The following is a 14,856-nucleotide window of genomic DNA, read 5'->3' on the forward strand; positions in this document are numbered from 1 at the left end:
CGTTGCGAAGAACTTGAGCGTTAGATTGGTCCGCAAAGCGTACAGAGCACGAAAGTGTCCGGTGACGAAAGCTTCCGGTGGAAGGTTTCGCCCGAAGCCGCATGCCCAAAGAGGCTACTAAACGGCTGAAGGTCGGTTTCGCCCAAGTCGCCTGCTCAAAATGAAATCAATACGGCGAAGGATCCGGTGAAAAACAAAATCCTGGAGATACGAATTACCTAAAGCTCTTAATAGGCTTATAGCGCCGCAATCACCGCATCCCCCATCTCCTTTGTCCCTACAACCCTCTCCCCAACACCCGCTAAATCACCCGTCCGATAACCCTGTTCTAGAACTTTCACTACTGCATTCTCGATGCGAGAAGCCTCTGCTTCCAATCCAAAGGAGTAACGAAGCATCAACGCTGCGGAAAGAATGGTTGCCAGAGGATTAGCCAGGTTTTTACCGGCAATATCCGGTGCAGAACCATGAGCAGGTTCATACATACCTTTTGTACCGTTCAAGCTTGCAGAAGACAGCATGCCAATGGATCCACCCAGCATCGAAGCTAAATCCGTGAGAATATCGCCAAACATATTCTCCGTGACTAAGACATCAAATTGCTTAGGATTGCGAACCAGCTGCATTGCAGCATTATCTACGTACAAATGAGTTAACTCCACATCAGGATAATCTTTGGAGAGTTCGTTAGCAATCTCTCTCCAAAGGCGGGAGGTTTCCAGAACATTGGCCTTATCTACAGAGCAAAGCTTTTTATTACGCTTCTGAGCCGTCTCAAAGCCTTGGATAAGAATACGCCGAATTTCTTCTTCAGAATAAGACATTATATCATAAGCAGAGCGGGGATTATCTGAACGTCCTTTTTCTCCGAAATATACTCCACCGGTTAGTTCACGGATCACAACCATATCCACCCCATCCAGAACTTCTTCCTTTAGGGTTGAAGTGGAAAGCAAGCTGGGAATCATGCGAACAGGGCGAATATTGGCATAAAAGTTAAGTCCTTTTCTTAGCCCCAGTAGGGCGCCGGTTTCAGGTCTCTCTGCGTTAGGGAGATGATCCCATTTGGGTCCACCCACAGCACCGAGAAGCACTGCATCGGCCTCCTGACAACCCTTCAAGGTCTCCTCAGGCAAAGCCTTGCCTACCAAATCGATGGCCGCTCCGCCTACGGGATATTCATTAAATTCAAACTCAAGGGGTTGTTCTGCTAATACAGCCTTAAGTACCCGAACCGCTTGAGGAATAATTTCTTGACCGATTCCATCCCCGGGTAAAACAGCAATCTTAGGCATTTTCACGTCTTCCTTTCACATAAGGAATTAATCCCCCAGCTTTAATCAGATCTTGCATAAAGGGAGGGAAAGGGCGGGCTTCGAATTGGAGCTTACGAGTAAGATTCTCAATTAAACCTGTTTCTAAGTCTACGATAATCTCATCCCCTGCATCAATCCCTTTTACTGCCTCTGGACACTCCAAAATGGGAAGCCCTATGTTTAAGGAATTGCGATAAAAAATCCGTGCATAGGACTCTGCGATAACCGCCTTAACACCTGCTGCTTTAATAGCAACCGGTGCATGTTCCCGGGAGGATCCGCAACCAAAGTTTTTCCCACCGATGATGAAATCACCGACTTCTACATTTTTAGCAAAATCTTTATCCGCATCTTCCATGCAGTGTGCAGCCAAATACTCAGGGCTATTCCGATTCAGATAACGAGCAGGAATGATGACATCGGTATCGATATCATCTCCAAATTTCCAAGCCTTAGCCATTTATAGCACCTCCTGTGGATGTGTGATTTCCCCTGTAATCGCCGATGCTGCAGCAACAGCAGGTCCTGAGAGGTAAACCTCACTTTCCGGATGACCCATCCGTCCGACGAAGTTACGATTGGTCGTAGATAATGCTCTTTCACCCTTAGCCAGGATTCCCATATATCCTCCCAGACAAGGTCCACAGGTAGGCGTGCTGACCACTGCCCCTGCATCAATAAAGATATCAATAAGTCCTTCTTTCATAGCTTGTTTGTAGATATCTTGTGTTCCCGGAATGACAATCAAACGAACATCTGAATGAACGGTTTTGCCCCGGAGAATTTCTCCGGCAACCCGTAAGTCCTCTAAGCGACCATTGGTGCAGGATCCGATGACCACTTGGTCGATCTTAATTCCTTTAGCTTCACTCACTGGTTTTGAGTTCTCTGGTAAATGAGGAAAAGCAACTTGCAAAGGGATATCCGCTACATCCCATTCATAAGTTTCTACATATTTAGCATCCGGATCACTGGCATAGACCTTATAAGGGCGTTTTGCTCTTTCTTCTACATAGGTCAGTGTTTTCTCATCTGGGGCAATAATTCCGTTTTTCGCCCCTGCTTCCACGGCCATATTGCACATGGTTAAACGACTGTCCATGGATAAGGCTGCAATACCTTCCCCAGTGAATTCCATGGCACGATAGCGAGCTCCATCCACTCCTACTTTACCGATGGTATAGAGGATGAGATCCTTTCCACTAACCCAAGGTTGAAATTTCGTTCCCCGGAATACAAATTTCATGGATTCTGGAACTCTAAACCAAGCTTCTCCAGTGGCTAAACCTGCTGCCAGATCCGTACTTCCGACTCCCGTTGCAAAAGCACCTAAAGCTCCGTAAGTACAGGTATGAGAATCCGCTCCGATAATGACATCTCCAGGTAAGGTCACCCCCTGTTCTGGAAGAAGGCAATGCTCTACACCTACTCGGCCTTGTTCCCAGTAGTGGACTATTTCTTGCTTCTTAGCAAACTCTCTCAAGGACTTGGTTAATTCAGCGGAAGCAATATCTTTATTCGGAGTAAAATGGTCTGGAACCAGTGCAACTTTTTTATTATCCCAAACGGTCTCGACCCCGAACTTTTCAAATTCGCGAATGGCCACGGGACCGGTAATATCGTTGGCCAAGGCAAGGTCTAGTTTTCCTGTAATCAATTGACCAGGGACAACCTCTGCCAGACCGGCATGGTCGGCGAGAATTTTTTCAGTAATCGTCATTCCCATACTGTCTCAATTCCTTTCATTCTATAGAACAGTGCGCTTTGTTTCTCTCTAACAAAGCGCACGTTTTTTCTTTATACTTAGCGAGCAGCGGAGAACTCCGCATTCAACTCTAGCCACCCTCGTTCAACGGCACGATTAACGGCTTGTAAATAAGCCTTCACACTGGACTCGATGATATCTGTACTTACGCCACGACCTCCAACGGTGGATTCATTGAAGCGAACGGAAATAGTTACCTCCCCTTGGGAATCCTCTCCCATATCAATGGCTTGAAGGGCATAGTGAAGGAGTTTTCCCTTGGAACCGAGGATCTTATCAATGGCTTTATAAGCTGCATCTACTGGACCATCACCACAGGCTGCATCCTGATAGCTCTTGCCTTGGTAGTTTAAACCCAAGGTTGCTGTGGGAACCATCTGTGTTCCGCTGGAAACTTGCAAGTATTCCAGTTTAATTTCATCAACTGGGCGTATTTGAGCATCCGCAAGTGCAAATAAATCAGCTGTTGTAATTTCTTTCTTGCGATCAGCCAGAATCTTAAACTGTTCAAAGACTTCCTCGAAGCGGGTTTCTTCTACGTCTAGGCCCAGTTCGGAAAGTCGCTCCCGTACGGCATGTCGACCGGAATGTTTCCCTAGGACAATCGTATCCACATCAAGCCCAACTGAGCTCGGTGACATGATTTCATAGGTCGAACGCTCTTTCAATACGCCATCTTGGTGAATTCCCGATTCATGAGCAAAAGCATTTTTTCCCACAATGGCCTTATTGGGCTGAACCATCATGCCAGTAAGTCGGCTTACAAGGTGACTGGTTCGGGAAATTTCCGTACTGTTAATTGTGGTTTGAGCTTGGAACTGATCCTTGCGGGTCTGAATCGCCATGGCGATTTCCTCTAGGGCAGCATTTCCTGCACGTTCTCCAATCCCATTCACTGCGCATTCAATCTGTTGAACCCCCACCTGGATGGCTGCCAGAGAGTTGGCTACGCCTAAGCCCAAATCATCATGACAATGGACGCTCACCTTTACCTTCTCAATGCCTTGGGTCCTCTCCATGACGGCACGGAGGAAACTCGCAAATTCATCGGGAGTTGCATAACCCACGGTATCTGGAATATTCAAAACCGTAGCACCAGCTGCTATGACTTGGGTAAAAATCTGACCGAGGAAGTCTACTTCACTTCGTGAAGCATCTTCTGCACTGAATTCCACATCGGCTACTTTAGATTTTGCCAGGCGAACAGCAGCTACTGCTTGTTCTAAAACCTCTTGCTGGGATTTTTGCAGCTTATATTTCATGTGGATGGGAGATGTTGCAATAAAGGTATGAATTCTTGGAGCTTCAGCTTTAGCAATAGCTTGCCAAGCGGTTTCAATATCCTTTGCTTGAGCACGGGCTAAGGCTGCAATCGTAACCTGCCGTACTTCCTTCGCAATTCGCTCTACAGCTTTAAAGTCCCCAGGGGAAGCGATGGGAAATCCTGCTTCGATCACATTAACTCCCAATTTGGCAAGTTGACGAGCGATCTGTACTTTTTCTTCCGCATTCAGTGCCACACCTGGTGATTGTTCTCCATCTCTTAAGGTTGTATCGAAAATATCAATTTGACGCATCTTGAACCTCCCCAAATCCACTCCGGGCCAAAGTATCCACTAAAGGACTCTTCAGCAAGAACTGACTACTCGCGTTTCTTAATAAAAGGCATCATAGCACGGAGTTCTGCTCCTACTTTCTCGATTTGATGTTCTTCCTCTTGACGCGCGATTGCATTAAAGGTCGGACGGTTTACTTGATTCTCTATAAGCCAATTTTTAGCGAACTGACCATTTTGGATTTCTTCAAGTACCTTCTTCATTTCAGCACGAGTTTCTTGAGTCACGATACGCTTACCAATCATTTGGTCACCGTACTGGGCTGTGTCAGAAACAGAATAACGCATCCAGCTTAAGCCGCCTTCATAGATGAGATCGACGATTAACTTCATTTCATGTAAGCATTCAAAATAAGCACTTTCTGGTTGATAGCCTGCTTCGACCAGAGTTTCAAATCCAGCTTTGATCAACTCAGATACACCACCGCATAATACAGCTTGCTCACCAAAGAGGTCCGTTTCAGTCTCTTCCTTGAAGGTTGTTTCCAAAACTCCTGCACGCGTACAGCCAATTCCTTTTGCATAGGCCAAAGCTAGGTCATAAGCGCGGCCGCTCGCATCTTGGTGAATAGCGATAAGTCCAGGAACCCCAGCACCTTCTTGATAGGTTCTACGAACCAAGTGTCCAGGGCTTTTGGGAGCAACCATAAATACATCCACATCTGCAGGAGGTACGATTTGGCCAAAGTGAATGTTAAAGCCATGGGAGAATACGAGGCATTTTCCTGCTGTAAGATAAGGCTTAATTTCAGTTGCATAGACTGAACCTTGACGCTCATCGGGAAGCAGTATTTGAATGACATCCGCTTGTGCAGCAGCTTCAGCTACTGTGGCAACCTTAAGACCAGCAGCTTCTGCTTGCTTCCAGCGACGGGAATCCGCACGAAGTCCAACAACAACATCTAATCCTGAATCTTTTAAGTTCTGAGCCTGGGCATGCCCTTGGCTCCCATAACCCATAACTGCGATCACTTTACCTTGAAGTAAATCTAAATTTGCGTCAGAATCATAAAACATTTTTGCCATAATAATTCAACTCTCCTTTTTCTTTTCCATTTTATATTATCTATCCAAATTAATTTGATAGAGCATATCAACTATCCAAACGAGTGATCGCGATTTTTCCCGTTCGAACAAGTTCCATAAGCCCGAAAGGGCGAATGGTTCTCACGAAGGCGTTGATCTTTTCCTCGTCTCCGGTGATTTCCACCGTTAAATTACTTCGTCCCATGTCGACCACCCGTCCACGAAATACATCGACAATCTGCAACACTTCAAGGCGAGTATCTGGCCGGACCTTAACCCGAACTAGTGCCAGCTCCCGATCCACGACGGTTTCTTGGGTCAAATCCGTGACTTTATGAACGACAACCAACTTATGGAGTTGCTTTGATACTTGCTCTATGACTGTATCATCGCCGTCTACAACAATTGTCATTCTAGATATACTGGGATTTTCCGTCTGGCATACGGTGAGACTGTTGATATTGTAAGCACGTCGAGCGAATAATCCAGCTACCCGGGTCAAGACCCCAGGGTTATTTTCTACGAGAACAGCTAGCGTATGCAGCATTTCTCTCACCTCCCCAGCATTTCTGTGAGTCCCTTCCCTGCAGGAACCATCGGGTATACCATTTCATCTTCCGAAATCACGAAATCCATTAGAACAGGGCCGGGGTGATTTAGCGCTTCGAGTAAGGCTCCTCGAACTTCTGAGACCTGTGTGACTCGAATCGCATGAATATGGTATGCTTCAGCAATCTTGATGAAGTCAGGATTTGCATGGAGCTGAATTTGATTATATCGCTCATCGCAATAGACTTTTTGGAGTTGGCGTACCATTCCTAATACGCCGTTATTCATAAGGATAATTTTAATGGGAAGCTCATATTGAACCATTGTCGCAATTTCTTGGATACTCATTTGAAAGGAACCGTCTCCCGTTACCAAGAAAACCGGTACATTTGGAGATGCGACCTGGGCACCAATAGCAGCAGGCAAACCGAATCCCATTGTCCCAAGTCCTCCGCTCGTAATGAAGTGCCGTGGATGTGGGACTGGATAATATTGTGCAGCCCACATCTGATGCTGACCAACATCGGTAGCAACGATGGCCTCTTTACCAGCGACTTCACCAAGTGCCTCAATAATGTATTGAGGATTTAAAACGACTTGAGCCTCATCAGTCCTTTTTTCTTCCTGCCACACTCGGATTTGCTCCCACCAGACGTTGGTTCTTGGGGGCGTGATCTTTGGCAGGAATTCTTCAAGCACCAGCTTCGCATTTCCTACAATTGGAATATGAGCACGTACAACTTTTCCGATTTCAGCGGGATCAATATCGACATGAATAATACGGGCTTTCGTGGCAAAACGTTGTCCTAAGGCGTTTGTGACTCGATCATCAAAACGCACCCCCACTGCAATAAGTAGATCACAATCGTTTACCGCATAGTTAGCCTCTACCGTACCATGCAGACCTACCATCCCGAGTAAATTCGGGTGATTTGTAGGCAAACTCCCGATCCCCATCAAGGTCGTTACGACCGGCAGATTCGCAGTTTCTACGACTTCTCTCAGAATTTCACTTGCCCCTGCAGTAATAACCCCGCCCCCTGCGTAAAGCACTGGACGTTCACATTCTGCAAGCGCACGCGCTGCTTCCTCTATTTGCCCTACGTTTCCCTTTCCGAAGTACTTATAACTCTTTAGATTAAGTTCGGAGGACTCTGGGATGACATCCTTTTCCAACATAACATTCTTAGGTAAATCAATAAGAACGGGTCCAGGTCGCCCTGTCCTAGCGATGTAGAAGGCTTCTTTCACAATCCGAGGAATCTGTCGTGCATCTTTTACGATATAGGAGTGTTTCGTGATCGGTAAGGTAATCCCAGTGATGTCAACCTCTTGGAAGGAATCTGTTCCTAAAAGACTCGTTGGGACTTGACCTGTTAAGACAACCATCGGAATGGAATCCATATAGGCATTAGCAATTCCTGTAACGAGGTTTGTCGCCCCGGGTCCAGAGGTTGCAAGGCATACTCCGACTTTTCCACTTACCCGAGCAAAGGCATCTGCTGCGTGGACTGCTGATTGTTCGTGCCGAGGAAGCACATGACGAATCGGGCTGTTGATTAATGCATCATAGATAGGGAGAACCGCCCCACCCGGATAACCGAAAATCACCTCGACTCCTTCCAGGGTTAAAGCCTCTAACAAGAGGTTGGCACCGGATGTAGGGATGATCTTATTATCCTTCTCTTTGGAATTTACCATGCTTATTCCCCCCAATCTTACCACTTCGCTTATCTGACGAATTGTTCTTATTGATTGATGGGTGTTCCATCTACTAGGGTTAACTCTCTAAAGCCTTTAAGAAGAGTCTTAAAGATTTCTCCTGGTACACCCTCTCCGATGACTCGACCATCCACTTTGATGACAGGGATAAGTTCGGCAGCCGTTCCAGTCAAGAAACATTCTTGGGCGTTGTACACATCATGACGATTAAAGAGTTCCTCACGAACCTCAATTCCCAACTGCTGAGCAACCGAGATAACTGCATTACGGGTAACACCCTCAAGACAGCCTGCCGATAAAGGTGGAGTCAACAATACGTTCTTACGAACGATGAAAATATTATCCGCAGTCCCTTCTACGACATACCCCTCCTGCGTCAACATAATGGCTTCTGTCACTCGAGCTTGTTCTGCCTCAATCTTTGCGAGAATGTTATTCATATAATTCAAGGATTTTACGCGTGGACTGAGGGAATCGGGATTTGTTCGACGAATAGCTACCGTTTTTACATCCAGACCATTCTCGTATAGTTCTGTAGAATAGAGCTTAATTTGGTCAGCTATACAAAAAATCGTTGGGTTTGAACAGTTATTCGGATCTAACCCTAAATCTCCAATTCCACGTGTAACCACAAGCCGAATATAAGCATCAGAAAGATTATTTTTACGGAGGGTTCCGGTTACAATCTCCTCCATTTCTTTCATTGGAATTCCGATATTAAGCATAATGGTTTTTGCCGATTCATAGAGACGCGTAAGGTGCTCTGTAAGTTTAAATACTCGACCATGATACGCGCGAATTCCTTCAAAGATTCCATCACCGTATAGCACTCCATGATCAAATACCGACACCTTAGCTTCAGAGGCAGTGAGAAATTCCCCATTGAGATAAATCAATTTGTCCATCGTATTTTCTCTCCTTTTATAAAAAGTTAAATTGTTGACCATCATTCTTTCTAAAAAAGACTATAGAAAACGAGCGGCGTTCCTAATGTAGATAAGGAACTTTCCGCTCGGGTTTTTTCTGCCCACGGTGTAAATCCAATCCTGGATCCTGTACCGCTTGGACCAGACGGAAATCTCCCGGAACCCTAGGTACACTTCCTACGTGTTATAATACATTCTACTTTTTATAGTAAGTGTATATTACACAGTTATGAGTGTCAACCCAAAATTCAAAAAGTCTTGTCAAAGCAAAAAATCCATATTATAATGTCCACTATACAAAAACATCTGTTCCCATGGAGGGGATTGGAGGAGCCATCATGCGCGAGATTCATATCGGATTATTAGGCCTCGGAACTGTCGGTAGTGGCGTCATACAAATTCTTGAGCAAAATGCTAAAGATATACAGAATCGGTCACAGACACGGATCATCGTTTCCAAAGTTCTCGTCCGAAACCTCAAGTCGCCACGCGCCATAATCGGGGATTTTACCCTCACCGATAATCCAGAGGATATCCTCGCAGATCCGAATATTGATATAATAGTAGAAGTCATTGGTGGGATTGAACCCGCAAGAACGTATATATTAGAGGCCTTTAGAAATGGGAAGAATGTTGTCACTGCGAATAAGGATCTCCTCGCTCTCCATGGCCATGAGTTGCTCGATGCTGCGAAGGAGGCCAAAAAAGACCTTTACTTTGAAGCAAGTGTCGCCGGAGGAATCCCCATTATTGCGGCTCTCAAACAATCACTGGCCGGAAATCGAATCTACGAGGTTTTAGGTATCATTAATGGAACCACAAACTACATTCTAACGGCCATGTCCGACCAAGGTAGAGATTATGAAGAAGTACTCAAGGAAGCCCAACGCCTCGGTTATGCCGAAGCAGATCCATCTGCTGATGTAGACGGATTAGATGCGGCAAGGAAATTAGCGATCCTTTCATCGATTGCCTTTAACTCGCGGGTCACGATTCACGATGTTTACGTCGAGGGAATTTCCAAGATCACTTCTGAAGATATTGCTTATGCTCGGGAACTCGATTCAACGATTAAACTCCTTGCCGTGGCTAAGTCTCAAGAGGATGGAATTGAAATCCGAGTTCATCCAGCCATCGTGCCGAAAGCACACCCCTTAGCTGCAGTCAGCGGTGTTTTTAATGCGATTTACGTGGTTGGAGACTCCGTAGGAGAAACCATGTTTTATGGGCGTGGCGCAGGCTCTTTACCGACCGGAAGTGCTGTTGTTTCTGATATTATCCAAGTGGTTCGAAATATCGAGACCGATTCGACTTCCTCTGTTAACTGCACCTGCTACAATGAACTTCCTATCAAGACTGAACAAGATTTCAAAAGCGCTTTCTATATTCGATTACGTGTCAAAGATGAACCCCGAGTTCTAGCGACACTAGCCTTATTATTTGCTGAAACTAACGTTAGCTTTGCCTCTATTATCCAGAAACAAAAGAAGCACCATGAAGCAGAAATCGTGTTAGTCACTCACCCTTGCCAAGAGTCTCTACTCAGAGAAGCACTCGCTTCAGTAAAAGCCTATAGTAAGGTTCTATGCATTCACAATGTCATCCGTTTTGAGACGGGTAACATCACAGATTAGCTAAGGAGGAGAACCATGGTTCGTGTCAGAATCCCCGCGACCTCAGCAAACTTGGGCCCTGGCTTTGACTGCTTAGGTTTAGCTCTTACCTTGTATAATTATATTCAGATTGATGAAAGCCATGCTTTCCAGATTAACTTAGCTGGAACGTATGCCACTGGCTTACCCTGCGATGAAAGCAATCTCATTTGGCAGAGTATGTGTACTCTATGGAATGAAATCGATTTTTCCATCCCCAAAGTTACCTTATACCTCGAGAACCATATTCCACCGGCTAGAGGGTTAGGAAGTAGTTCCGCAGCCATCGTCGGGGGACTAGTCGCGGCGAATGCGTTTGCGGGAGGAGTACTATCAAAGCAAGAAATCCTTCGTCTCGCTAATCGCCTAGAAGGCCATCCCGATAATGTCACCCCAGCTCTTTTAGGTGGAATCACGTTAGCCGTTGAAGCTGAAACAGGGGTCATAGGTAGAACCTTGCTCTCCAATCCCAGTTTTACAGTCTTAGCTATTGTTCCGGATTTTCTACTCGCGACAGATAAAAGTAGGAAAGTCCTCCCTTCTACTGTAAGCCGAGAAGATGCGGTTTATAACCTCTCACGCACAGCACTCCTTGTAGAAGCAATCATTCATGAGGATTATGAACTCCTCAAGGTTGGAATGCAGGATAGACTTCACCAGACCCAACGGGCAAACCTTGTGCCCGGACTGCCAGAGACCCTTAAGACTGCACTTACAGCAGGTGCCTATGGTTCAGCGCTTAGTGGCTCAGGGCCGACGGTTCTCGCCCTTGTCCCTCAAGAAAAAGCTGCCACGATTTCACAAGCCATGCTTGATTCCTTATCCGCTCATGGATTAAGAGCAAAAGCCTATGAATTATCTGTTGATTCCGAAGGGACGACGGTACTTTAGATGTAATGTTCAAGAGACCTACTAAGAGAAATGGGGCTGTCATTATCGACAGCCCCATTTCTTTTATGCCTTAAGTACCCTTTAAGAAGGACTAAAATAAACCGAATAGTGTATGGAACCAGGGGAGCGTGGAGATTTACACCCGAAGGTACGGATGTGCGATAAGCTACACAACCCCAACTGACGGACTACAACAGCATGATGTCTACTGAACGGCCTTTTTCTCCTTTAATGAATCAAGATACTTTATCGCATGGAGCGCCGCCGTACCGCCTTCACCAGCTGCTTTGATTAACTGATAAGGTTGCCCTGTGCAGTCCCCTGCGGCAAATAGTCCAGGAATATTCGTCTCTAAACCATGGTTCACCGCAATAGAACCCTTGTCCATTCGTAAATCTGGAACCAATTGTTCTGCAGGCAAGCTCTCCCGAAGAATGAATACCCCATCAATCGATATTTCCTCATTCTCTAATACAAGTTTCTCGGCTCGTTGATCGCCACGTATCTCCTTGACCTTGTCCTTCTTCTGGATAATCCGCGAGTCAAGCTGACCTATGTCCTTATAGAAGGGGAGATAGTATACCTTAGAGCAGATTTCTGCCATAAAGTTGGCTTCTGCTTCTCCTTCCTTATCATAAGCAAGGATAGCAACCGTTTTCCCCTTATACAAGGGGCCATCACACGTTGCACAATAGCCTACACCACGTCCCAAGAGTTCAGTTTCACCAGGAAGAAGCTTTTGAGGAGACACTCCTGTCGCCAGAATCACAGCGTCTGCTTCAAAGGATTCATTATTTCCAACTATGGTAAAAGGGGGCCCTGGATAGATGTTGATTACCTTCCAGGGAATGATATCAATCCCCATCTTTGTTAAATGACTAAAGAATCTTTGACGCAATTCTTCCCCACCGATTTCAGGGAATCCCAAGAAGTTATCCACCTGAGGGGCTTTGGCTAGTTTAGGGCTACAAAATTCCGTTCCTACCAAAATAAAATCACGCTTTCTTATCTTGGCATTCAGCGCTGCAGACATTCCTGCTGGCCCACAACCTACAATAACCAACTCATAGTGGGACTTTAACTTAAACTCCTCAGTCATTAACCCTTCACCCCTGACTGTAGCTTAGCCATGATTCCATGAAGTTTCTCATTGTCAGGCCAACGTTGATCTATTCCATCGGCCTTGTTCATGTTCAGACAATGTTGAGCTGATAAAAGTAAGACGTTGATTTCTTCCGCACTTAAATCAATATTCATGTGGGAAAGACCTCCTTATAAATATAATTATATAATCTTAAGAAGTTTTCCCCACATGAATGAATATATCCTTCAAAATTCAAAAAGGAGTATCGCAAAACAAATTTTCATTGGTAAAACACACAAAAATAGGGAATTGTCCATGGACTTTCCCTACTTTTCGTTCATATTACAATTTTACAGCAGACTCACAAAGCCATCACGAAACTACATACGCTCGTAAAGCGTAATGTATTTCGTATAATTTTGCAAGACACGATGGACATATTCCCGTGTTTCGCCAAAAGGGATATCTTCTTCCCGCAGGTTGGTTAGATCGAGTTGTTGTGTTCGAATCCATTCATTAACATGTCCACGTCCACCATTGTAAGCTGCGAGAACTAAGGTAATATTTCTGAACTCCTTCTGAAGACTGGCTAAGTACCAGGTTCCATATTGGATGTTTTTTTCCGGTTTCTTCAAATCACTTAGGTTAAACCCTTCATCCCCTATACTCTCTGCAATCCACTGGGCCGTTTCAGGCATGAGTTGCATTAATCCTTGAGCACCTTTATGCGATTGAGATTGAGGAATGAATTTGCTTTCCGCACGAATCACCGCAATCACTAACAGGGGATCCACCCCATATTCAGAGGAATACTTCTCGATGATGGGGCGGTAAGGATACGGATATAAAACTTTCTGAGCCATAGGAATTTGCATAACAGATAAAACAGCTAACAGCAAGATAAAGAGGATAATAAAACTTCTTTTCAACCGTTGAGCTCTAAAACCTTTCTTTCTCATTGATACTCCTTAACATACTTTTTTCACGCTTGATCACTACCCAAGTGAGGTCTATCTCTAGTATCAGTCTATAGTCCACAGTCCCTCTTTATTCTTGCCAATTCTTTAACTAATTGAACTTCTGTTTCTTGCCAAGTTCCAGAATTATCGATAACAACGTTGGCTTGTCTAACTTTTTCCTCCAAAGGGTATTGAGCTTGAATCCGTAAATCAACCTCTGATAAGGACAAAGCATCTCTTTTCATGACCCGATCTTTTTGGATCGATACAGGGACCCACACCACCCAGACTTCATTCACCCATTGTGAAAAGCCCGCTTCAAACAAAAGGGGCACATCCCAGACACACACCTTTGCTCCTTGAGCTTCGAGGATGAGTTGGTGCTTGTACATGGAATCCGCAACTCGTGGATGTAAAATCTCTTCTAATCGCCTTCTAGCCTTTGGATCGGAAAACACACGCTGGCCCAAAACCCTTCGAGCGATTTCCCCCGTATCCGATTGCACTCCCTTCCCGAATTCCATGACAACATCGTTTATTGTTTCCTGATCGCTCGCTAAAAGTTCATGTACAGTGCGATCCGCATCAAGTACCGCAATTCCTTGTTCCGAGAGCCAGTGGGCGACAGTCGATTTACCGCTCCCAATCCCTCCTGTTAAACCAATCACCCACATGGAAATTCACCTCACATCAGTTTACCGAGTGCAATAAGAATGAGCATTGTCCCAGGTAGAAATTCAAGCTTATCTAGATATTCTTCAGGAATTCTCCCCGTTAAGGCCTGACCTAAACGTATCATTAGGAATTGAATAAGAGCAACCAACCCGATTGCTGATAAGGAATTCACAACCCCAACAGCAAGTCCTAAGGCCAAGCCTGATGCAAAGGCATCCAAGGATAAGGCAATTCCCAGAAGAATACTTTCTTTGGCACTAATTACCCCCGAACCATCTAAATCAGCATGTTCTGGAGTTCTTAACACTTGGACGATGATTCCCAGAATCTTGAATTCCAGTTTTATAATCGGCTCGCTTGACGCAAAAGAGCAAACAGGAACCGCCTTTTCCTTTACTTCTCCCTTAATCATATGGATCACAGCTCTAACCAACTGGAAGCCACCCAGCCCAAGAAGAATACTCGCTGCGAACCAATTCGGTGGAATAAAGGAGAATACATTCATCAAGGTATTTCCAAAAACCACAGCGCTTCCCATTGAAATAACAGTACAAAGTGCAATGATGAGCATTGAGAGAAACGGGATTCGAATTCGGCGTATCCCATACGATAATCCCACTCCAAACCCATCAAAACTTAATGCTAATGCAAAGAGTATTGCCGCCCCCATAATCAT

General features: G+C 45.2%; 15 protein-coding genes. 2 read left to right on the forward strand and 13 right to left on the reverse strand.

The features are described from left to right. Nucleotides 1–236 precede the first annotated feature (236 nt). The 8 genes from leuB to ilvE form a co-directional block, all read right to left on the reverse strand. Nucleotides 237–1,295, reverse strand: coding sequence for a 3-isopropylmalate dehydrogenase (gene leuB, locus ACZ42W_RS15375; RefSeq protein WP_464166157.1), 1,059 nt, complete (start codon nucleotides 1,293–1,295; stop codon nucleotides 237–239). Continuing rightward, the gene (locus ACZ42W_RS15380) at nucleotides 1,288–1,776 is read right to left on the reverse strand and encodes a 3-isopropylmalate dehydratase small subunit (protein WP_464166158.1); all 489 of its coding nucleotides are present in this window, start codon (nucleotides 1,774–1,776) and stop codon (nucleotides 1,288–1,290) included. The genes leuB and ACZ42W_RS15380 overlap by 8 nt, the downstream gene beginning before the upstream one ends. After that, nucleotides 1,777–3,042: a 3-isopropylmalate dehydratase large subunit gene (leuC, locus tag ACZ42W_RS15385; RefSeq protein ID WP_464166159.1), complete on the reverse strand. Its 1,266-nt coding sequence runs from the start codon at nucleotides 3,040–3,042 to the stop codon at nucleotides 1,777–1,779. A 77-nt stretch (nucleotides 3,043–3,119) separates the two neighbouring features. Beyond that, the gene (locus tag ACZ42W_RS15390) at nucleotides 3,120–4,658 is read right to left on the reverse strand and encodes a 2-isopropylmalate synthase (protein ID WP_464166160.1); all 1,539 of its coding nucleotides are present in this window, start codon (nucleotides 4,656–4,658) and stop codon (nucleotides 3,120–3,122) included. 65 nt (nucleotides 4,659–4,723) lie between these two features. Continuing rightward, nucleotides 4,724–5,722 (reverse strand): ketol-acid reductoisomerase, encoded by a 999-nt coding sequence (gene ilvC / locus ACZ42W_RS15395; protein WP_464166161.1) that lies wholly within the window; start codon nucleotides 5,720–5,722, stop codon nucleotides 4,724–4,726. 67 nt (nucleotides 5,723–5,789) lie between these two features. Beyond that, on the reverse strand, nucleotides 5,790–6,269 hold the full coding sequence (gene ilvN / locus ACZ42W_RS15400; protein WP_464166162.1) for an acetolactate synthase small subunit: 480 nt from the start codon (nucleotides 6,267–6,269) through the stop codon (nucleotides 5,790–5,792). A 5-nt stretch (nucleotides 6,270–6,274) separates the two neighbouring features. Next, nucleotides 6,275–7,972, reverse strand: a complete 1,698-nt coding sequence (gene ilvB, locus ACZ42W_RS15405) for a biosynthetic-type acetolactate synthase large subunit (protein ID WP_464166163.1) — start codon at nucleotides 7,970–7,972, stop codon at nucleotides 6,275–6,277. 47 nt (nucleotides 7,973–8,019) lie between these two features. Next, a complete protein-coding gene (ilvE, locus tag ACZ42W_RS15410; RefSeq protein ID WP_464166164.1) occupies nucleotides 8,020–8,898 on the reverse strand; it encodes a branched-chain-amino-acid transaminase in 879 nt (292 codons plus the stop codon). A 359-nt stretch (nucleotides 8,899–9,257) separates the two neighbouring features. Here ilvE and ACZ42W_RS15415 point away from each other — a divergent pair, with 359 nt between their 5' ends. Next, nucleotides 9,258–10,553 carry a homoserine dehydrogenase gene (locus ACZ42W_RS15415; RefSeq protein ID WP_464166165.1) on the forward strand — a complete coding sequence of 432 codons (1,296 nt, stop codon included), beginning with the start codon at nucleotides 9,258–9,260 and terminating at the stop codon, nucleotides 10,551–10,553. 15 nt (nucleotides 10,554–10,568) lie between these two features. Next, the gene (gene thrB, locus ACZ42W_RS15420) at nucleotides 10,569–11,462 is read left to right on the forward strand and encodes a homoserine kinase (protein WP_464166166.1); all 894 of its coding nucleotides are present in this window, start codon (nucleotides 10,569–10,571) and stop codon (nucleotides 11,460–11,462) included. A gap of 205 nt (nucleotides 11,463–11,667) precedes the next feature. Here thrB and ACZ42W_RS15425 read toward each other — a convergent pair whose 3' ends face one another. The 5 genes from ACZ42W_RS15425 to ytaF all read right to left on the reverse strand — a co-directional run bounded on the left by ACZ42W_RS15425 (nucleotide 11,668) and on the right by ytaF (nucleotide 14,850). Continuing rightward, a complete protein-coding gene (locus tag ACZ42W_RS15425; RefSeq protein ID WP_464166167.1) occupies nucleotides 11,668–12,561 on the reverse strand; it encodes an NAD(P)/FAD-dependent oxidoreductase in 894 nt (297 codons plus the stop codon). Then, on the reverse strand, nucleotides 12,561–12,719 hold the full coding sequence (locus tag ACZ42W_RS15430; protein ID WP_464166168.1) for a hypothetical protein: 159 nt from the start codon (nucleotides 12,717–12,719) through the stop codon (nucleotides 12,561–12,563). The genes ACZ42W_RS15425 and ACZ42W_RS15430 overlap by 1 nt, the downstream gene beginning before the upstream one ends. A 207-nt stretch (nucleotides 12,720–12,926) precedes the next feature. Beyond that, nucleotides 12,927–13,505 carry a lytic transglycosylase domain-containing protein gene (locus tag ACZ42W_RS15435; RefSeq protein ID WP_464166169.1) on the reverse strand — a complete coding sequence of 193 codons (579 nt, stop codon included), beginning with the start codon at nucleotides 13,503–13,505 and terminating at the stop codon, nucleotides 12,927–12,929. Nucleotides 13,506–13,573: 68 nt separating this feature from the next. After that, a complete protein-coding gene (gene coaE, locus ACZ42W_RS15440; protein WP_464166170.1) occupies nucleotides 13,574–14,179 on the reverse strand; it encodes a dephospho-CoA kinase in 606 nt (201 codons plus the stop codon). Nucleotides 14,180–14,190: 11 nt separating this feature from the next. Then, complete coding sequence (ytaF, locus tag ACZ42W_RS15445) at nucleotides 14,191–14,850, reverse strand: sporulation membrane protein YtaF (protein WP_464166171.1); 660 nt, start codon at nucleotides 14,848–14,850, stop codon at nucleotides 14,191–14,193. Between the last annotated feature and the right edge of the window lie 6 nt (nucleotides 14,851–14,856).

The organism is Desulfitobacterium elongatum (assembly GCF_055378975.1).